The 20,498-nt window shown below is 39.5% G+C and carries 20 protein-coding genes and 1 other RNA gene; 5 read left to right on the top strand and 16 right to left on the bottom strand.

Features of this window, described 5'->3' with window-relative positions; all coding sequences use genetic code 11:
* Positions 1-201: 201 nt before the first annotated feature.
* Positions 202-660 carry a chemotaxis protein CheX gene (locus tag CSV69_RS08940; protein WP_085428853.1) on the top strand — a complete coding sequence of 153 codons (459 nt, stop codon included), beginning with the start codon at positions 202-204 and terminating at the stop codon, positions 658-660.
* Positions 661-721: 61 nt separating this feature from the next.
* On the opposite strand, the gene CSV69_RS08935 is transcribed toward CSV69_RS08940, so the two are convergent.
* The 3 genes from CSV69_RS08935 to rnpB form a co-directional block, all read right to left on the bottom strand.
* Positions 722-2,623 carry an ATP-dependent DNA helicase gene (locus CSV69_RS08935; RefSeq protein ID WP_099625648.1) on the bottom strand — a complete coding sequence of 634 codons (1,902 nt, stop codon included), beginning with the start codon at positions 2,621-2,623 and terminating at the stop codon, positions 722-724.
* A 62-nt stretch (positions 2,624-2,685) separates the two neighbouring features.
* The gene (locus CSV69_RS08930; protein WP_099625647.1) at positions 2,686-3,813 is read right to left on the bottom strand and encodes a THUMP domain-containing class I SAM-dependent RNA methyltransferase; all 1,128 of its coding nucleotides are present in this window, start codon (positions 3,811-3,813) and stop codon (positions 2,686-2,688) included.
* A 141-nt stretch (positions 3,814-3,954) separates the two neighbouring features.
* Positions 3,955-4,330, bottom strand: an RNA gene (gene rnpB, locus CSV69_RS08925) — RNase P RNA component class B.
* 244 nt (positions 4,331-4,574) lie between these two features.
* On the opposite strand from rnpB, the gene CSV69_RS08920 reads away from it, so the two are divergent.
* Both CSV69_RS08920 and CSV69_RS08915 read left to right on the top strand, forming a co-directional pair.
* Entirely contained in the window at positions 4,575-6,839 is a 2,265-nt protein-coding gene (locus CSV69_RS08920; protein ID WP_099693221.1) for an ATP-binding cassette domain-containing protein, read from the top strand.
* A gap of 24 nt (positions 6,840-6,863) precedes the next feature.
* Entirely contained in the window at positions 6,864-7,538 is a 675-nt protein-coding gene (locus CSV69_RS08915; protein WP_085428849.1) for a DNA-3-methyladenine glycosylase family protein, read from the top strand.
* A gap of 62 nt (positions 7,539-7,600) precedes the next feature.
* Here the strand turns inward: CSV69_RS08915 and gpsB are convergent, their stop codons facing one another.
* The 3 genes from gpsB to CSV69_RS08900 all read right to left on the bottom strand — a co-directional run bounded on the left by gpsB (position 7,601) and on the right by CSV69_RS08900 (position 9,737).
* Positions 7,601-7,900, bottom strand: a complete 300-nt coding sequence (gene gpsB, locus CSV69_RS08910; protein WP_083036176.1) for a cell division regulator GpsB — start codon at positions 7,898-7,900, stop codon at positions 7,601-7,603.
* 77 nt (positions 7,901-7,977) lie between these two features.
* The gene (locus CSV69_RS08905; RefSeq protein WP_099693220.1) at positions 7,978-9,252 is read right to left on the bottom strand and encodes a ribonuclease H-like domain-containing protein; all 1,275 of its coding nucleotides are present in this window, start codon (positions 9,250-9,252) and stop codon (positions 7,978-7,980) included.
* Between the two features lie 263 nt (positions 9,253-9,515).
* On the bottom strand, positions 9,516-9,737 hold the full coding sequence (locus tag CSV69_RS08900; protein WP_099693219.1) for a transcriptional regulator: 222 nt from the start codon (positions 9,735-9,737) through the stop codon (positions 9,516-9,518).
* A 125-nt stretch (positions 9,738-9,862) separates the two neighbouring features.
* On the opposite strand from CSV69_RS08900, the gene CSV69_RS08895 reads away from it, so the two are divergent.
* Positions 9,863-10,309: a DUF4385 domain-containing protein gene (locus CSV69_RS08895; protein ID WP_099693218.1), complete on the top strand. Its 447-nt coding sequence runs from the start codon at positions 9,863-9,865 to the stop codon at positions 10,307-10,309.
* 45 nt (positions 10,310-10,354) lie between these two features.
* Here the strand turns inward: CSV69_RS08895 and CSV69_RS08890 are convergent, their stop codons facing one another.
* From CSV69_RS08890 to CSV69_RS08880, 3 genes are all read right to left on the bottom strand, one after another.
* Complete coding sequence (locus CSV69_RS08890) at positions 10,355-11,650, bottom strand: DUF2254 domain-containing protein (protein WP_099693217.1); 1,296 nt, start codon at positions 11,648-11,650, stop codon at positions 10,355-10,357.
* Positions 11,651-11,726: 76 nt separating this feature from the next.
* Positions 11,727-12,095, bottom strand: coding sequence for a DUF488 domain-containing protein (locus tag CSV69_RS08885; protein WP_099693216.1), 369 nt, complete (start codon positions 12,093-12,095; stop codon positions 11,727-11,729).
* A 232-nt stretch (positions 12,096-12,327) separates the two neighbouring features.
* Entirely contained in the window at positions 12,328-12,681 is a 354-nt protein-coding gene (locus CSV69_RS08880; protein ID WP_099693215.1) for a hypothetical protein, read from the bottom strand.
* Positions 12,682-12,927: 246 nt separating this feature from the next.
* On the opposite strand from CSV69_RS08880, the gene CSV69_RS08875 reads away from it, so the two are divergent.
* Positions 12,928-13,503 (top strand): TMEM175 family protein, encoded by a 576-nt coding sequence (locus CSV69_RS08875; protein WP_099693214.1) that lies wholly within the window; start codon positions 12,928-12,930, stop codon positions 13,501-13,503.
* Positions 13,504-13,826: 323 nt separating this feature from the next.
* On the opposite strand, the gene CSV69_RS08870 is transcribed toward CSV69_RS08875, so the two are convergent.
* The 7 genes from CSV69_RS08870 to CSV69_RS08835 form a co-directional block, all read right to left on the bottom strand.
* Complete coding sequence (locus CSV69_RS08870; RefSeq protein ID WP_099693213.1) at positions 13,827-14,384, bottom strand: GNAT family N-acetyltransferase; 558 nt, start codon at positions 14,382-14,384, stop codon at positions 13,827-13,829.
* Positions 14,385-14,685: 301 nt separating this feature from the next.
* Positions 14,686-15,585, bottom strand: a complete 900-nt coding sequence (locus CSV69_RS08865; RefSeq protein WP_099693212.1) for a DMT family transporter — start codon at positions 15,583-15,585, stop codon at positions 14,686-14,688.
* 255 nt (positions 15,586-15,840) lie between these two features.
* Positions 15,841-16,071 carry a hypothetical protein gene (locus tag CSV69_RS08860; RefSeq protein WP_085428840.1) on the bottom strand — a complete coding sequence of 77 codons (231 nt, stop codon included), beginning with the start codon at positions 16,069-16,071 and terminating at the stop codon, positions 15,841-15,843.
* Between the two features lie 368 nt (positions 16,072-16,439).
* Positions 16,440-16,904: a hypothetical protein gene (locus tag CSV69_RS08850; protein WP_099693211.1), complete on the bottom strand. Its 465-nt coding sequence runs from the start codon at positions 16,902-16,904 to the stop codon at positions 16,440-16,442.
* A 73-nt stretch (positions 16,905-16,977) separates the two neighbouring features.
* Entirely contained in the window at positions 16,978-17,562 is a 585-nt protein-coding gene (locus CSV69_RS08845) for a histidine phosphatase family protein (RefSeq protein WP_233192357.1), read from the bottom strand.
* A gap of 63 nt (positions 17,563-17,625) precedes the next feature.
* Positions 17,626-17,814 carry a hypothetical protein gene (locus CSV69_RS08840; protein WP_085428836.1) on the bottom strand — a complete coding sequence of 63 codons (189 nt, stop codon included), beginning with the start codon at positions 17,812-17,814 and terminating at the stop codon, positions 17,626-17,628.
* A 344-nt stretch (positions 17,815-18,158) separates the two neighbouring features.
* Entirely contained in the window at positions 18,159-20,363 is a 2,205-nt protein-coding gene (locus tag CSV69_RS08835; RefSeq protein ID WP_099693210.1) for a 5'-nucleotidase C-terminal domain-containing protein, read from the bottom strand.
* Positions 20,364-20,498 lie beyond the last annotated feature (135 nt).

The following is a 20,498-nucleotide window of genomic DNA, read 5'->3' as shown; positions in this document are numbered from 1 at the left end:
ATAGTTACTTTAGAAGATTGATTATTTAGAGGGCGAAAGCAATAAGTACCTCATTTGCTATAAAACAAAAAATAGATAAACAGGAAGAATCATAAGGAATCATGACAGTATGACTATCTCCGTCAAATTCTTCTAGTCTTTTAGGTATGTTTAGTGATATGATTGAACTACTAACGCATTTGTGAAAGGGTGTTTCTTTAGATGGATACAGCAACAAACGTACAAAAAGTTTTGAACGCGACGATTTCATCACTCACTACTGTCGTCCCACTGAAATTCCAAGTCCTCTCTCCCGCCCTTATACAACAACCATACGAACAACGTGAAATCAGTGTATTAATTGGACTGATCGGTGATATCAAAGGCCGTTTAATTGTAGAACCTACTCATTCGATTATTAGCGAAATCGGTCAAGCGATGTTTGGCATGCAAATCGAAGGAGAAATGGCCGAATCCTTCACTGGCGAGCTTGGCAATATGATTGCAGGAAATCTATGTACCGTTTTGGAGAAAGATGAGCTGACGCTAGATATTTCTCCACCTACTGTCATGACGGGCCAAACGAAATTTTATGGCTTTAAACAAGCATTTAAAATTCCAGTTAAATTTGAAGATGACCAGATCCTCAATTTATTGCTTACAATTGACGAAGAACGATAATATAAAAAAACGTGTAGATGCCGGAATAAACTCCGACGTCTGCACGCTTTTTCTATTGTGATCAAGAGAACGGTACAGGGAGTACACGCTCAATGACCGGTAGCAATTCTGTATTCTCAGGTTTCATAAACATATGAATTGAGCCATGATCATCGCTCGTTCGGATCAATCGACCAATCCCCTGTCGCAAACGTAACAGCATAAAGGGTAGATCGACTTCGTCAAACGGATCTTCCGCAAACTCTCTTCTTGCTTCAAACAATGGGTCATGTGGCGGGAATGGCAAGTCGAAGATGATGACACGCGTCAACGCATCATTCGGCAAGTCCAGACCTTCCCAAAGATGATAGGAGAAGAAAACATTCACTTTGCGTTGCTGGAAGTCTTTCACCAATGAAGAAAGTGAACGCTCGCCTTCATACGTCACCATAACGCTCTGTTCAAGCGGTAATTGGTCGTAAGCATCCATCATCGATTGCTTGGAACTAAATAATACCAATGTCTGCTCCTCAACTTCTAATAACTCGGAAAGACGTGTGACATTCTCTTCAGTAGTTCCTTGTTCCAAATGAATTTTCATAACGTTTTCATAATCAAATGGTGAAGCGATGGAGAAGGATTGATAATCAACGATACCTAAACTGTACGCCAAATAATCAAATGATTCCTCAACGGATAGTGTGGCAGACGAGAAGATGATCGGCATAGTCCCCGTAAATAACTTTTCTTTCAAGATAGACGTTACAAGTCTTGGCATAATAAGTAATGTACTTTCGTCACGTCGATTTTCAAGCCAATCCACTGCGTCATTGTCGCCAGCAAACAATTCCATGGAATAAATATATTGCTCCAAATACTCTTCAACAATTTTTAAATCATATTCCGGAATGACATACAATTCACCTTCAAAGACAAACTCTTCAAGCAGTTCATGAGATAATGAAACAGCAGTTGCAGCGAGACTCATCATTTCTTGGTTCTTTTCGATTGTCAAGCGCTCATTGTCATTTTGAATTGCATTCGTTTTCAGCTGGGTGAAAAATAGTTCATGTGTTTCAAGCAATTGCTCCATTAGTTGCAATGTTTTCTCACGAATTCCATCGACCATAATACGCTCCAGCAAATTGATAATCGTTTGCTCTTGCACTTCATATGTCAATGCACGCTGAGCGGAATACTCAAGCAAATGTCCTTCATCAAAGACCACCATCGACACTTCAGGTAATAAAGGTAACTGCCCTTGTCTGACGCGCGATTCCTTAGTCCACAAATGTTCCATATAAAAGTCATGCGAGCAAATGATCAAGTCCGCAGCTTCGCGGTAATGATTACGATGAATAGTTTGCCCACAACGGTTACGAATATCACAAGCCGCACACTGCATGATCGGATGATAATTGATCATTTCCCATTCTTCATCAGCCAAATAAGGATAATCCGAACGCTCACCGTAAGGATATACCGACTGCAATGAACGCTCGGCATGAACGAATTCCGGTATTTGATCTTCAACCAAATCGACAAAATCTTCATTCGTCTTCATGCTAGTTTCTTCTAGACGCTTCAAACAAATATACTGATTGCGTGCTTTAGCTAAACGGACGTCCACTGTCATATTCAGAGCCGTACTCAATTTTTGAATATCGCCTTCTTCTTTGATCAATTGATCGATCAGTGTTTCATCTGCACAGGAAATTACAGCTGGCTTCCCTGTATAACGCGCATAGGCAATAGCTGGCAATAAGTACGCAATCGTTTTTCCCGTACCTACTCCCGCTTCCGCAAGCAACACATTCTTTTCTTTCAGGGCTTTTTCTATTTGAAATGCCATGTAAATCTGCTCATCACGGCATTCGAATCCTTTTTCTGTTAAATCATCATATAGCGTATCGCCGAGCCAATCGTTGAGAGATTCAAAAAATGTTTGACCTTTATCCAACTCAAATGGAATTTTTGTATTCATACTGACTCCTCCTGAATGCAAGCGAAAGGAAGAGGCATCTCTTCCTCTTCCTGCTCGTTTAATTATGAACGTTTTCCCCAGAACTGATACAAATCCGTCCGAATGAATCCGTTGAATAGTTTACGTTTTTTCGTTGCACGTTTGCCGTACATCGTTTCATAGTTTTCAAGTGAAGATAAAATATATACGGACCATGATGGATATTGTGTCATAATCTCACCAAGAACTTCTGCAATATCTTCTGCTTCTTCCACTTCACCGAGTCGTTCACCATACGGTGGATTGGCGATCAAGACGCCGTTTTCTCCTTCAAGTCTCAAGTCACGCACGTCCCGTTGCTCGAATGAAATCAAATCGGTGAATCCTGCTTCCATCGCATTACGTTGTGCCACAGAGACGATGTTGTGATCTACATCAAACCCGCGAATATCAAGTTGTAAATCATACTTCGCAACGTCTTCTACTTCTTCGCGAATACGATCCCATACATCCGCTTGCATCCATGGCCACTCTTCACTTAAGAACGAACGGTTATAACCTGGAGCTAGATTTTGTCCAATCATTGCCGCTTCGATCGCAATCGTACCCGATCCACAGAACGGGTCAACAAATGGACGGTTCGGGCTCCATTTTGAAAGTTTAACGAGTGCAGCAGCCATCGTTTCTTTCAATGGTGCATCCCCTTGAGCCAAACGATAGCCGCGTTTATGCAAGCCTTGACCACTTGAGTCTATCGTCAATGTTACGGTATCTTTTAATATAGAAACTTCTAATTTAAAGAGCGGACCTGATTCGCTTAAGAAACCAGTACGTTTATAGGCGCTATTCAAACGTTCCACTATAGCTTTTTTCACGATTGCCTGACAGTCAGGTACACTGAATAATTTGGACTTGACGGATTTACCAGACACAGGGAACGCCGCATCTACTGGCAAGAACTCTTCCCATGGCAAAGCTTTCGTGCGTTCGAATAACTCATCAAATGTGAAGGCTTTAAATTCGCCCACAATAATTCGTACTCGGTCGCCCACGCGCAACCACATATTCGCTCTTGCGATTGCTTCTTCGTCTCCCGAAAAATAGACTTTTCCGTTCTCTGTCTGACATTCATAGCCAAGATCTTTTATTTCAGATGCTACGATGGATTCGAGCCCCATGGCAGCGGTTGCTACTAAATTGTATTTACTCATGTTTCAACACTCCATTCTCTTGTTTCGGTCAATATGTCCCTTCTATCTGTAGAAAGGTATATGTATACGTTCGCTTCTATAAAAAGAAAAACTCTCCCAAAACTGTAGGAGAGCAAATTGTAAGATAAATGCCATAGAATATTCTGTAAGCCATGTTTTGTTCTTCGGTACTCAAACGGCTCGCGCCTCGTACTTGAAGTGGTAATCATCTATCTACAGACAATTGCCTGTTCCTTCCTCCATTGAATTCTTTCGGAAGAACGCCCCTACCATAATTTGGGTTTCTCACTCGTGGGGTTTACCCGTTCCACTCGACATGTTTCCATGCCGACTACGTCACTGTGGCACTTTCAGAGAATCTAGTCCATATCCGAAGACTTAGGAGTTATTCCCGCCATCAATGCAAATGCATTGCCCCGGCTTATTTTTTCACCGAGCACGAACACTACGGTCATCTCAGATCCGTGTGAGCATGGACTTTCCTCTACAACCGAAGTTGCAGCGATTACCTGAATACTCTCTATGGCACTCCTGAGTATACACCAGAACTCGAATTTACACAATGGATTCGTTTGGAAAGTGTTAGATTTAATTGTTGTTGTGAAATGTTACCGAAATGGAAAGTGAGTTGAGAGTAGTTTTGAATTGAAGCCCCTGCATACTCCTACTTATCAATTCTTCAAATTACATAGTGTAACTTCTGTAATTTAGGGAAATCATCTAGCAGAACTACTTTTTACTGTGTAGAGGAGGGCTCTTATATGAAGGAAAACAAAGATGAGATTGTTTTACGTGGATTACGAGAGAATAATTTGAAAAATATAGATATAAATTTACCAAAGGAACAGATAACGGTGTTTACCGGCTTGTCGGGATCGGGCAAGAGTTCGGTAGTGTTTGATACGCTGGCAACGGAGAGTAGACGGCAAATGACATTGAATTACCCACTCTACGTACGAAACCAAATGCCTCGTTATGAACGACCGCGTGCTGATTTAATGCAGCATTTGAGTCCAGTTATCGTAGTAGAGCAAAAGCCGGTTGGAGGTAATACTCGCTCAACAGTTGGGACGTATATGGACATTCATCCATTGATTCGTCTATTGTTCTCGCGTATCGGTACACCCGCAATCGGTTCGGCTACAGACTTCTCTAATCAAAGTTCATTCGGTAAATGTCCGCAATGTAATGGCTTTGGCGAAGTAGTGTATCCTGATTTGCATAAAATTATCGACTTGGACAAGTCGCTTCGAGAATACGCTGTGAAGTTTAAGCCGTTGTCGCCTTCTGGATGGCAAGGTAGATGGATGATGACAGGTGGGTTATTCGATCCCGACTTATCGATTAAAGAATACCCTGAAGATCAATATAATTTATTGATTTATGGACCTCCTGAAGGCGAAAGAGTGTTTGCGCCATTCCACACGAAAGATGGTCCGCATGATCATGAGTGGGATGGATTATTGCCTAGATTTGTACGTCTCTATATTAATCGGGATATTACGAAACTTAAACAAACGTCACAAGAAGATGTGCTGGCGGTGTCGACGCATACATTATGCCCTACTTGTGACGGTTCAGGATTAAATCCAGAAGTGTTGAAATCTAAAATTAACGGTTTCAATATTGCTCAATACGATAAATTGGAATTAACAGAGCTTTTGCCCGAACTGCAAAATATATCTGATCCCCTTGGCGAGTCTATCGCACGACAGGCAATTCCCAATGTACAACAACTGATTGACTTAGGTCTTGGCTATTTGAGCTTGTCTCGAAAAATGGAAACACTTTCGGGTGGCGAGGCACAACGAGTCAAAATCGCACGGCATTTAGGAAGTAGTTTAAACAATATAAGTTATATTTTCGATGAGCCAAGCGCAGGTCTTCATCCAGAAGAAGTGGATATGTTAATCGGCATGCTCAAAGGTCTAAAAGCTAACCATAATACCGTCATTGTGATCGAACATGATTTATCCGTTATAAAAGTGGCAGATGAGATTGTGGAAATGGGCCCCGGTGCAGGCGCAGCAGGCGGAGAAATCGTCTATCAAGGCAAGCCCGATGGATTACAGAAGGCTTCTGCATTAACGAAACTCGATCACAAATTAGAAATCAATATGCACCCACGCGAATCAAACGATCATTTCGTCGTGACGAAGGCGAATACTAACAACCTCAAAGATGTATCCATTGATATCCCTAAAAATGTACTTGTTTCTGTCTGTGGCGTCTCAGGCTCAGGTAAAAGTTCTTTATTATTTGAAGCGTTTTCGGCAAAATATCCTGACATCATTAAAGTGAGTCAAGGACGTATTGGGATCTCTAGCCGTTCTACACTAGCTACGTATATGGGAATCATGGATGATATTCGGCAAATCCTAGCGAAAGAAACAGGACAACCCGCAGGACTATTTAGCTTTAACTCGTTAGGCGCTTGTCCTGTATGTGACGGAAAAGGTGTAACTACGCCTGACGTCGCATTTGCGGATCCGGTAACTGTTGTATGCGAAGCTTGCGGCGGATTGCGCTATTCAGATGAAGCCCTTTCCTATGTGTACAAAGGGAAAAACATTGCAGAAATTTTAGAGTTAACAGTAGACGAAGCGAAAGAACATTTCGTTATGCCGAAGATATTAAAAAGAATGGATATGCTGGATGAAGTCGGGTTGAATTATCTTACGCTAGGACAAACGACGAGTTCATTGAGCGGCGGGGAAATACAGCGGCTTAAACTGGCGAGCCATTTACAAAACGAAGGACAAATCTATCTATTAGACGAACCGTCATTAGGATTGCATATGAGTGACAATGGCAAGCTACTGGAACTGTTTCAGAGACTTGTAAACAAAGGCAATTCAGTCATAATCATTGAACATAATTTAGATTTCATCGCAGCTAGTGACTGGGTAATTGAACTCGGTCCGGGCGGAGGAAAACGAGGAGGAACGATTCTCTTTGAAGGTACACCGCAAGAAATGCTTTCTGCTGATACATTGACGGCGAAATGGTTGAAAGATGGTGTCTGATTCTTTACAACTTGAATACTTGAGGTGAGCGCTTTGGAAATACTTCACATAACTACACGGGATCCAGCAGTCCAATCTCTTGGCGCAAAAGATCCAAGACTGAAACAGTTAATATCGCTCATTGGTGATATTGAAGTACCTTTACGAACAGATTATGTATCATCCATAGTGCGATCCATTATCGGTCAGCAAATCTCAGTGAACGCTGCAAGTGCGATCTACGCTCGTTTACTCGATTTACTTGGAGGGCATATAACAGTGGACGGCTTAATCATGACGTCAAAAGAACAGTTGAGAGAAGTTGGCTTGACTATGAGAAAGTCTGACTACGTCAAGGATCTTGCAGACAAAATCGCAAATGGTGATCTTGATCTAGATCACATCGCAACATATGACGATGACGAGATTCTGAAGCAATTAATTCACGTCAAAGGTATCGGTAAATGGACAGCTGAGATGTTTTTGATCTTATCACTTGGCCGACCAGATATACTCGCTGTAGATGACGTAGGAATCCAGCGATCTGCACAGTGGCTGTACGGAGTGGAAAAGGCTGAACGACGTCAACTACTCATTGAGAAATCGCCACTATGGGCGCCTGAACGTTCCATTGCGTCCCACTATTTATGGGAAGCCATTCATCTAGATTTCGTTCAAGAGTTTCAATCGCTAGAAGAAGTCGTCGAAACGAGAAAATGAATACATCGAAAAAGAACCGCCACATTTTACTGTGGCGGTTCTCTCATTACACTATCTAATTTTTACTGCTCAGGCTGAACCAATTTGTCGCCAAATACTTCTCTTTCAAGATTCGCGATGCGCTGAATGATATCAATATTCGTCGTTTGAGGTGCGGGTGTTTGAGAGCGTCTCTGGGATGAATTGACTTCTGACTTCAATCTCGTGTTTTCTTCTTGTAGACGTGCGATTTCTTTTTTGAATGTTTCATAGTCTTGAATGACGTCATCCAAAAACCAGTCTACTTCTTCTTGTTTATACCCTCGAATAGCTTGCTTAAATTCTTTTTCCAAGATCGTTTTCGTATCTAGCTTTAATTCCATGACAAAACGTCCTTCCATCTATGATTCCATAAGGTCATTATAGCATATGTTGTCATTCTTTGTCTTACTGAAAAAGACTATTGTTCTTCTTGTGGCGCTTCTTGCGCTTGCCCAGGAAACAATTTTCTATTCACTCGCATTTCCCGCTTGGCTATCGATTTCTTCATGCGTTGACTAAAACGCATGGTCAATTCATTGGGTTTCTGCAAGAGTTGATCTGCACGTAGTATGCGCTCATATGCGAGCGAGTAATCCTTTATTTGATGTTCATATAGTTTCGCGAGTTCCTCGTAAGCTAGTACTTGTTCTCTACCAGTACCATGTGTTGCGACGATTTCAAATGATTGTATGGCTCGGTCGAATTCTTTATGACGCTTTAACAAAAAGCCTAAATGATAATGCGTTATAGGATAACTCGTCCCGTACTCTTTCGCAATTCGTTGAAGTTCCTTATAACTATGATCTTTCAAACCAAGGTCTTGGAACCACTTGGCAATATTTGTTGCGATTTGGGCGTTATGCTGACTAGTTTCATCCATGACAATATCCGTAGACAGACTAAACAGCGTCACCAGCGATAGAATATCCCATTCATTATGCCACATGACTTTCATTAAAATTTCAGCACGACCGTTTTTTACCGCGTCTTGATAAATAATAGGTGCCATATGGCCAGGTATATCATCCTTCCGATGAAAGCCTAGCTGCGTTCGCTCTACTTCGGTCAACTTGAATGATTCCATCTGTCCTTTCCAAATTCGGCGCGATCCATGTAATAAATCGACTTGATGTGGAACAGGCAGTGGCGGTAATAGTTTCCTATGCATTGACCAACGAGTTTGGAGTTGGGGGAAGTCAAAGCTTTTCCCGTTATAGGTGACGAGTGTGAGTCCTTCTTTCCATAATTCTGACGCATAAAGAAATGCTGCTTCATGGTCGGGATTCGGTAAGACGTACTGCGTCATGACGAATTCATCGGATTGTAATTCCAATAATCCAATGAGAAAAATAACAGCTCCCGCGCCTTTTAAACCCGTTGTTTCCGTATCAAAAAACAGAAGCTTGCCCGCATTCGGAGCTAATGGATGCAGATAATCAGCTTCAGACCATTTCATCAACTTTTGCTTTACATCGCCCAAACAAAAATCACCGTGCATCGTATCTAGCGGATAATGAATTACACGCTTGTAGACGACTCCGAATTCATTTTCTATTTTCTCCATGCCCGTTGTCAACCAACGTTTTTCATAACTGGGTGCGGGTGGCGCCTTAAACGTCTCTTCCACTTCTTTAACTACTGTCGTCTTCTTCAACAGCGACTTCATCGCCATTAATTTCTGCTCATATGACATGACGATTCAACTCATCTATCTGTTCCCCTATTTGTTGGCTATCCACTATATGCTGAACCGTTTGTCTATAGAACGGATTCACTTTTATGTTCGGTACATTCTGGTTTATCATACCTTCACCTCAGAAATAATCGTTATTCTCTAAATTATACATGATTTATTTAGTTTTATATGAAATTTGATTTTCAGACGTAAATCAACAAAAAAGCGATGGATCCTGGCAAAGGGATGCATCGCGTGATTTCTTTCTATTACTATTTTTATTAAATGACAATCGCTTCTTTCACCGTTACAGGAACAACTGCCAGTACACGATCAATTAGGAAAGTCCGTTTGGAGTTACGCAAAAAACAATACGCTGTAAATGTTTTACCATGTATATTCAGTACACGAATTTTCCTTTTGCTAATGGAACCATCTTTTGCTTCATACATCACTTCGAGAACTTCACCATATTGTAATGCCTTTTCTAATGAATACCGCACATTCGTTCCCTCCCTTTATTCAAGTATAAAGAATGTACGTTCGGTTGTAAAGTGTTTTACATTATGTATTCTCACGTTTTTTACCATTCCTACGTGGGTAAATAGAAGTAAAAGGATGTGAGTATATGCCATTCGATTATGATTTGGATTACAGTACGTTAGATTTACGCAAAAACCCTGAATTATATAGAGTCGGCAAAGGAGAACAAGGTGTGTTATTGGTCGAGCCTTATAAAAGTGAAATTTTACCTCACTGGCGATTTAAAACGCCTGAAATCGCAAAAGAGTCGGCAGATCAAATTTGTGAACTCTTTGAAGAATATCGAAAACACGACGACTTTGTTGGCATGGATATGGCACGAAAATTCATTCAAATGGGTTATACCCGCGCACGACGTTATGCGAATCATAAAAGCGGACGAAAGTATAATGACGATGGTACGGTAAAAGAACGCGATTTGGATCCGATCAAGGCAGAATCTGCAAATATTTTCAAAGAACGATGGGATGCTATTCGTGCAGATGAAGATTATATTAAGCGTAAAAAAGCACATCAGAAAGCGTATGGATAATATCCAGTAAAAAGCAGTATATGCTTACTAGGCATGTATTGCTTTTTACTTCGTTAGTTCGTCTATTACTTGACGCTTCTCTTGCAGTCTTGCGCTGTCTAACGGTTCAAGTACTGAATGAGTGAAATGATTCCACGCATAATTGGTCATCAACTGAACGAGTTTTTTCGTTTTATCATCTTCCAAATTACGTGCAATATACAGAAGAGCGTCCAATAAAGCATTGAGAATGCTTGCATCTTCATTACCGTAATAACTAATTTGGCTGAACGCTGCATAAAAATAGTCTTCCGAACTTGGATACGCCGCCACCAAACACGGTTTGTTCTCCTCGGTATACGTCACCGCAATACCCCCTGGTAATAAAGCAGCTCGCTGTAACACTTCCCCTATCGAATGAATGCAGCGGATAGCCGTATTCGGATCGTTGATTCCTGGAGACAGCGCACGCAACGCAATTTCCACAATTTTTTCGATACCGTACTCTACATCTTGTAAAATCGAGCGTTCTTCACCTAATATGAAATGTGATGAAAGGTTATCACTAGATAATTCTTTCTGAGAGTACACCGTGGCAATACTCGTATGTGTTCCACAAAATGCACCAATCGGCTTTACTATATCTATGATCGCTTGGTGTTCATTTGCCCATTTCGTCAATTTTTCATATTCGATGTATTGTATGTATCCAAAGTTTCCACTCTTTACTTCACTAACAAAAGTAAAACTCTGTGCGAAGAAAGGTTTCTCTTCGCTCCACACGACGCGATTTTCTTTCATTCCATCCTTTTCACTGTCAAGCGCAGTGAGTACATCATCCGTTAATTCACGAATAAGCCGACTTACTTGAACCGAAGTTCCGACATTATGTATGAAGAATGCGAAGAATGCTAAACAGATCACGGCAATCGCAACTCCGACAGAAGCAGAAATCACTTCATGATTGATCGATGCTTTACGCATGAATAGTAACGACAATATGGTGTAGACAAAGCCTCCCATAAAAATCCCTAACACACGTTGAGTAGATGATTTATTCAAGAAGTTCTGAAGTGCTCGAGGTGAAAATTGTGACGAGTACATCGTCAACACGACCATAATCGTTGAGAACGTGACGGTTGTCATAGTTAACAATGCGCCTGATAACGTACCTAAAATCGTTTGTGCTAAATCCACCGTTGTTCGGAAATAACTAGGTATGTACTCTTTCAAGGCGTTGTTATACTTTGTGTCGACTAAAACCGTGGCTAGCGCAAAAATGGATGCGAGAATCGTATAAATGCTTGGAATAAACCATATACTTTCACGCATCCTTACTACGAAACGCTTGAACATGGACATTATCTTCACCCCTTGATTACTTTTTTATTGTATTCTGTCTTTCAAAAGGAGTAGCGACTTTTCTTATGTGTCATGATTACACTTGTTGACGATCTAAGATTTCTTTTAATACTACAGCTTGATTATTCTTTTCATCCTTCGCTCCAAACACTAACGTTATATTCTTCTTATGCTCTTTCGTCCAGTCTTTCAATTTCTCTAACTCTTCCTTCTGCTCTTCACTATTCTTTAATTCTTCTTTGTACTTTTCCTTGAATTCATCAAACTTATCGGGATCATGATCAAACCATTGACGAAGTTCTTTACTCGGGCCTATTTCTTTTAACCATTCATCCACATGCGCATCTTCCTTGCTCATTCCACGTGGCCACACACGATCAACTAGAACTCGCATTCCATCTGCTTTCTTTGCTTCTTCATAAACTCGTTTAATTTGAACTGGCATATAGATCTCCTCCTGTTAGTCTCTCTTATTTCTTTTACCCTAAATTCTATGAATTAACATAGTATGTGCGTTAAAAAATAGTTTGTTAAAAAATGCAACGTCGAGATTCATCTCGACAATATCTTTATTCTTTACTTACTTAAAGTACATTGGTTATTGGTGTACCCAGTAAGGATGAATCCATTTGTCCATTTCGAGTGCATCCGTCGTTTCTTTTTGTGTTGCAGTCGTTTCAATCTGAAACATCCACCGTACCATTTTGAATTTGGAAGATCGGCTTCGTATAATCGATGCGATACCATTTCGTTCTATCAATTTTCATTTTATTATACGAAGAATTCGAAATTAGATACCCTTGAGATTCTAAGCTGTAAATAGTACGCCGAATTTTATTGAGTGACCAAAATGGAATCTCTTCCTTCCAATCCTCGTAAGTTTTGTACACCCACGTATATCCATCCCGTTTATTTTTTGATATGAGTGAACGATAATGCAGATGCTGCAGCAAAAAAGCTTCATTCAATCCCACTTCCATAACTAAAGTTGTTTGCAATGTAAATGATGGTTCATTGAGTAATAAATACATCTAGTTTCCTCCTAATGAAATCAAATGTAGGAGATACATTTTCATCTCCTCATATGCTATATAGAGGCATAATGCGGTAAAGGATACATCAACTAAAAATATTTTCAGGACAATGGATAATTAAGCGTCCCTGAATAGTCCATAGTAAAAAGTTACAAGGATACTATAAAAAATAACGTCATGACTGTTTGAAATAGAGCAAATTTGTGAATAGAAAGAAGAAGGATAAAAGCAGAGTGTCACTACATGAAAACAAGTCGCATGGAAGCATTTAGTGATGGTGTACTAGCAATCATCATTACGATCATGGTTTTAGAGCTGAAGCCACCAACCGCCATTGATAAAGAAGCATTTCTCATACTCATACCGACCATCGTAAGTTATATGCTAAGTTTCGTATATGTGGGGATCTATTGGAACAACCACCACCATTTAGTGTATAAATTAAATCGGTTGAACGGTCGTGTCCTATGGAGTAATTTACATTGGTTATTTTGGATGTCGCTCATTCCGTTTTCGACCGCTTGGGTAGGAATGAATCCGTTAGAAGCAGTACCGACATTATTTTATGGTGTAATTCTTTTCCTTTGTGCTGTGTCGTACTTATTCTTACAAAAACAAGTCGTTCAATGCGAAGGGGGCAAATCAGATTTAGCGAAAGAAATAGGTTTTGACTGGAAAGGTAAAGTGTCCATGCTACTTTATATAACTGGGATCGTGTTTGCATTTTGGGTACCGGCTGTTTCGTATACTTTGTATTTAGTAGTTGCGATCATTTGGTTCATCCCAGATAAACGAATCGAAAAAACATTTGTCCAGTAACCAAAAATGGTTGATGTATGTACTATTTAATTCATATAAATGATCTTCTCGTAAACAAGTGGAAAAAACGTGGATACGTTGTAAATTTTAATGTACAACGAGTAAGGAAAGGTTTGGATACGGTGACGGTATCGATATAGACAGCGAGTGATTCAGCAACATGTGGAGATACATTAAAAAATCGACTTGATTATCACCTCTCTGTCACTCAAACGATCCTATTCTACGAATAAAATGAGTGACAGGGATACGATTGGGTACAGACTTGTACCCTAGTTTACCGGTAGTCGTTATATAGGTAATTTACCCTACTTAAGATTATTTCAACTGTTTTTTCTTTTAAGCCAATTTTCTTTTTCCAGTTTCATATTGATAGAATCTATCCATTCTCCTTCAAATTCAAGATCGTTTTTATCAATACTTTCTATTTCAAAGCCAACTTTTTCATACACATACTTGGCCCTTGGATTAAAATCAAAAACGCTTAAAGTAAGTTCGTTCAGTATCGTGTTATTAAATATATAATCGATTATCAGTTGGGTTGTTTCAGTTCCTAATCCACGATTCCTTCCCCTCGGACCAATAAGTATCCTGAAATTCATGCTGTGATTTTTTTCATCATATAAATTGACTACTACCTCTCCAACTAGAAAGCCCTGGGATTGGTCAACTATAGCCAAATCCAAGCGATCGGTTTGTTCATTTCTTGTATTGTACCAGTGGAGAGTTGATTCTCTATTAAAATCCGAACTGCTCCCAGTCAATTTTAATACTTCGGGATCCTTTAAGCATTCTTCTATAAAAGGAAAGTCTTCATCCTTAAAAGGTCTGAGAACGACTTTCTCTCCTTCTATCAGTGGTTTATGACCTAGATACACCATTTCTTCTCACGCTCCATTAACTTAATTTAATATTTACCTTGTGATTGCTAACAGTATCTTCCGATTGCGATATAGAGCGATCACCTATGGGCGGGCAGTGAACTACTCGCTTAGCCGTTCTTCGTCACCGCTCTCGCTGTCGCTGGCTGTAACGAAGAGCAGCTGAGCGAGCGCTTCTGAACTTTATTTCATAATTGCGCCCGATAGTGAAATTGAATAAAAGCTATAAATACTCAGCTGATAAAGATTAACTAGAAGAACACAGATACCTTTAAATATCTGTGTTCCCAGTTATCCGTTTTTAATAAGCTTTCTCAGGATGATTTCCATGTTCGTCTTTAATAACAATCAAGACACCAAAGAGAATTAAGATGGAACCAATCCAAAAGGTGAAAGTAAGCGTTTCGCCAAGTATCAGCCATCCTAGTAAAGCTCCCACAATTGGTTGGAAGAAAAAATAGAGACCACCACTGGATGCATTTAACATTTGTAGACCACGATTCCACAGCAGAAATGCAATGGCTGTAGATATAATCCCCAGATAAATTAAACCTCCCCAAATCTCTGGTCTGACCAGATCACTCATATTAATCTCAGGCAATCTTGGAATAACAAAGGGAGTTAAAATAATCACAGCGATTAAAGTCGCATATGTTGTGACAACGATTTGAGAATAATCATTGGGCAGACGTTTTATAAGCACGGACATGAGTGCCCATGTCAACGCTGCTATAATAAGCGATAGACCACCAAGCATACTGGACATATCCAGATTATCGACCCCAACAATCACAATCACACCAACAGTCGCCAAAAACACCGAAACAAATTTTCTGATAGACAGGCGCTCTTTCAGGATTAAACTAGCGAATACAACCATGAATGCTGGTGTTGTAGATGTTATAATCGCGCCCATTTGTGCAGTAGTAAGCATTGTTCCTGTTTCCTGGGCAACAATAGAGACCGCATACCCTATAACTGCAATCGCAACTATAAGGCCAATATGCTGTTTTTTTATCTTCCAGTTCTGTTTGGTTAACAGTCCAATCGTGACTAAAGCAAGAAGAGCAATCACATACCTTATCCAAACAAGTTCAACCGGTGGTATGACTGCCACCACAACTTTAACGACAACATACATGCCTCCCCAAATGCTAGAGGCTAAAATTAGATATAATGAACCAATAAATGTATTTTTCATTCCGCACCCTCCGTTTTCAGGCTTTTTATAAGCGCCTTAACGGAGAGAAGTACACTTTACATTCTCTCCGTCAAGAGCGGGAGAATGCAGCTGGTACATCATTTTCAAAAAGTGGAGCGTAAAACATCTGTCTCAACTCCTTCTAGAATAAATTAATAAAGCCATTTATAGCTGTATTAACGAATAAAATGGCCCGATTGCGGTATGGGTACGATTATTTATGCAGCAATCGCTCCCGATTGTTTTATAGAGTTGTCAACAATCGTTATTTTGTCTTTTATATTTATCTTTTTGCAATGCAAATAACAACCACATCATAAATAAACCAGTAGATACATACCTAACATCTTTTTCAATTGGATGTCCAAGTGCCCACCCTAGTAAGTCTTTACTAAAAAGCGTTATTAGAGTTAAAACAAAAACAACTACAAACGAATGTATCATTAATTTAAAAAATTTTATTTCTGAGACTTTCGGAAGTTTCAACATACCCCTCCTTTTTATCTAATAAATTTACAAAACTATTTGGCCCGATTGTTGTAATTTAATTAATCCCGCAATTCAGTTTCACTTTCTTTGTTCTTCCAAACAATAAAAACCAATATTCCCAAAAGAGTAACAGATGCCAAACTGAGGATCTTAACAAACCATATACTGTGACCGAATATTATTGCACAAACAAAATAAGCAATCCATATAATTACTGCTAATAACAGTAAACCTGGACATCTTTCATTCATAATATCCCCATGCCCTTCTCAGTTAAAGAGTTTACCAACTGACGGTACGTGAAATACTGCACGGCGGTTTCACAATCTGGCCCGTTTGTTTTAATAAAGTTACCTTAAGGCGATTTATTCTAAGGGTTCCAATTTCAAACCTTGAATTCCAAAGATTAGATTCTTGTAATAGTCTGAACGGATTGAAAAACCTGCAAATTCTTCGTGCGTCGTACAGGAAAACCAAATAAAGTTATTCTTTATAAACGTTAAGTCTTCAGGTAACTTTGGAGCAACCCAATCATATAAACTATTTGCATATTTTACTAACAGCTTATAGGTTTCTTCATTTGATTCCATAACAAAAACTGTTGCAGCTGGACCTTTTGTTTCCGTCCCTGCCCATTTTTTTGTTTTGTAAGTTTCTAGAGTGTAAGGCTCAAATTGTGCAAGTATTTCTTGATTATATTTAAGTTCTTTCCTCATGATAAAATAAAACTTATCTGAATTATTACACAGCACTTTTATAAGCCTTTTATAAATATCATCTTTTGGATTCTCGGTTAAATCCCAGTATTCAATTTCCTTGAACTTTTTCATCTTTCATCCCCATTCCTTACAAAAATCTATCACATTAGCTAACCCATCCCATTCAAGAAAATGGCCCTATTGCTTAATACAGAACATTTATCCAACCACCATCATCTAGAAAGTCATCTCTCGTAAATAAACGATTAGAAATCAATTGTCGGTAAGATGTGATGGTTCCATCATGAGAAACAATATAGACGTTTCCCTTTGATTGTTGTTTACACCAACCAAGAAATCGCTCACCAAGAACTTTGAATTCCCGATCAGGCATAGTATTTATACCATTGGTCCATAATTCGGTGGACCAATGTTCACCCAAGGCAAAGATGGGGAATTCGTTTCTAATGTCTTCTATCTCCATAATTTCGTCACACGGAAGCGTCAGCCCCTCCGTTTTTTGAGGAAACATCCTAGGTGATACCCTTGGATCTATAATTTTTCTACACTGTGTATCGTTACTCCAAATAAGAGCTGTTTGCAGCGTTCTCCTCGTTGGACTTATAATAATAAAATCGTTTTCCGACAAAGGGAACTGACGCCTTAATAATTTGGCTTGTTCTATGCCTTTCTGTGTTAAGGATGGATTTTTGATACGTAAGCTATCTGGGGGATTCAGTGTATGAATTCCCTGACCATGCCTTATAAATGTTAGATTCAAGTCTCCCACCAACCTTTATTTAAACTCAGCTCTTATTCCATGTAAGCGCCCGAATCGTTATTAGCCAAACATTTATTTTCTAGCTTTTGCTAATGACTTGATAATCAAATCAATCACTATAAGAAATAAATATGCAACAACAGCGACTATTATATTTTGAATCCATCTAATCTCTGGATCAAATATCCATTGCGTAATAGTTATAAGTACTAAGAAAATTAAACAAGTGGTTAGCCAATACTTAACAACCTTTTTTAACATACCCCAATCCCCTTAACTTTTCTCATTGATCTGGCCCATTCATTGAAGGAACCATCCCTTTGTAATCTACTTTATCATAAAATACTTTCTTGCCTTCAACGTTTTCATTTATTTCAAAACTACTTACGAAAAAAATCATTCCAACCTTCAATTAACAGGCTGACCGCCAGCACTATTGCATACACAATTCATCAATCTGGAGAATGAAAATATTGATTCAACGACAAAAATGAGGACGCAAATTCACCTGTGAATTGCGTCCTCATTTGCTATGTTTTTTAACGTTTCCTTCACATGTTCCGAATCCGTTAGATTAAGCACTAACGATTTTCAGTGAACACGCATTACTTATTCAAATCAATAATGCGTCCTTCAATCTCAGGCTTAACTGTTCCAAGCTTAACCATATGATCGCGCAAGTTGACCCAATCATCTAATCCCAGATCCACTACGCGACCTTTTTCATACGCTTCCCCAAGTAACTCGAAGCCATCTCCGCCCCTAGCTGTAAAGGCATTCGTTGTCACAACATACTCTTGATCCATCTCAATATTTACATACTCACCATTCATTTTCACTTGCATTGTCTGAACGCGTTCACCAGGTTTTTTACTGCTGTCAAATGTCATTTTCATTCCAGACATATGCAAGAAACCGCCCTCTTCATTAGGGGAGTTTCGCACACTATGCTCAAGCGTATTTTTAATTTCTGCACCTGTTAGTGTGACTAGAGATAATGTATTACCAAATGGTAGTACTTCAATTACAGCGCCCACTGTAACGGGCCCTTTATTCAAGTGATTGCGAATACCTCCACCATTTTGTAGAGCAATTACCGTTTTTGCATCATATTCTTTCGCTTTTTCGAGCATTCCGTCTGTTACTAAGTTGCCAAGTGCTGTTTCATTGGCACGGACACTGTCAGTCGGACCTTCTTCTCCGCGACTTCTTGGATTTGGTAGATCTACTTCTAACGTTGCACCGATTTCCTTACCAAACGTTTCATCGATTTTACCTGAATACTTCAGAAGTGCTTTCGCAGCTTCAGCGTCATCCGCTTTATCTTTTAAGCTGATTAATTTACCCGCTTGTCCTGTAATTACACCGTTTTTATCAAATTCTACATCCAATGTTCCTAGATGAGTCAAGTACTGATCTGCTTGAACAATGACTGTAAGGTCCTTCTGATCTCCATTTGCTTTTTTATCGACAATAACAGGTTCAGATAGTTTCGTATGTGAATGCCCACCTACGATAATATCGATACCCTCAACCGCTTGAGCTAGAAGTAAATCATTCCCTACAGACGGATCACTGTCAAAGCCTAGATGATTTACGGAAATAATTTTATTGACACCTTGGCTCTCAAAATAAGCTACAGCTTTTTCAGCAGACTCCTTATAATCCAAGAACTCTACAGCACCTGGACTAGCAACGAACGCTGTGCTTTCAGTCGTCAATCCGAAGATTCCAACCTTTTCTCCGTTCACTTCCTTAATCAAGCCTTTATGAATTTCTCCCAATGCCGGTGTGCTTGTAAAGTCTGTTTTGCTTACAAGGCTTTTCAAATGAGCATCTTTAGAGAAATCTATATTACTACTGATTACAGGGAAATTAGCGCCTTTCACAAAATTCGCCAATGATTCGTGACCGTTTACACTATTCCCTAAATCAAATTCATGATTACCAAATACCATTGCATCTAGACCCATTAAATTCATCAGTTCTAGATCGGCTTGTCCTTCAAACTCTGAGAAATATAATGTTCCTGAGAATACATCTCCGCCGTGAAGAAGCAATGCATCTGGCTTTTCGTTTCGAACTTCTTTAATAGCGGTAATCGCTTTCGGCATTTCCGCTACACGCGCATGCGTATCATTCATATGCATCAATGACAATGTAAAGTCGTCTGACTCTGGTTGCAGTTGCTGCGCTCGGTGAATGAATGATGAAAATGCGCCGCGCGTGACAGGCTCATTCGGTCTAAAGTTATTTAGCTGATCTGTCAAACCAAGGTTCGCCATGATTTGTACACCTTTTTTATGTGATTCTCCTACATTCGATAAGTTGATTTGAACTTTTTCACCCGTATCATATTTTTCCAAATTAAGCGCTTTCACAAGTACGTTAGCCATTTGCTGACGCGTAAGCGCTGCTGTCGGATTGAAGTTACCTTTTTCATCACCATTGAACACATTTGCATTCGTCAGTGTAGCCATCTCTTTTGCATAATAACTAGTACCGGATACGTCTTTATACTTTTTTAATACTTCCCCTACATTAGTTGGTTCTTCAAAGTCGCCTAGCTTGGCTAAAATCAATGCCGCATGCCGACGCTCAATTGAATTACCTGGCTTAAACAGATTTTCAGAATACCCCTGGATAATGTTTTGATCTGTCAAAGCTTTAATTGCAGCATAATGTGTATTTTCCTTTGACACATCACTATACCACTGCTCCGCTGCACCAACTGATGCCCCTGCTACTACTACTACTGCACTAGCGACAACAAACGTCGCGCCAAACTTCCGGAATGTTCTTTCCTTCATTGGTCTTTACCCCCTATTATTTAGTAGTTTAATAGCTCTACATACTCATAATAGCAGAATATAGTTTGATATAGTAAATGGCTTTATAATTATTACTAAAAATAGTTGAAATTTCTATTTACTCGAATGGATGTT

Source organism: Sporosarcina sp. P26b (assembly GCF_002743245.1).
Taxonomy (GTDB): domain Bacteria; phylum Bacillota; class Bacilli; order Bacillales_A; family Planococcaceae; genus Sporosarcina; species Sporosarcina ureae_C.
Note: the sequence above shows the minus strand (reverse complement) of the source record. Positions and strands in the feature narration are given on the sequence as shown.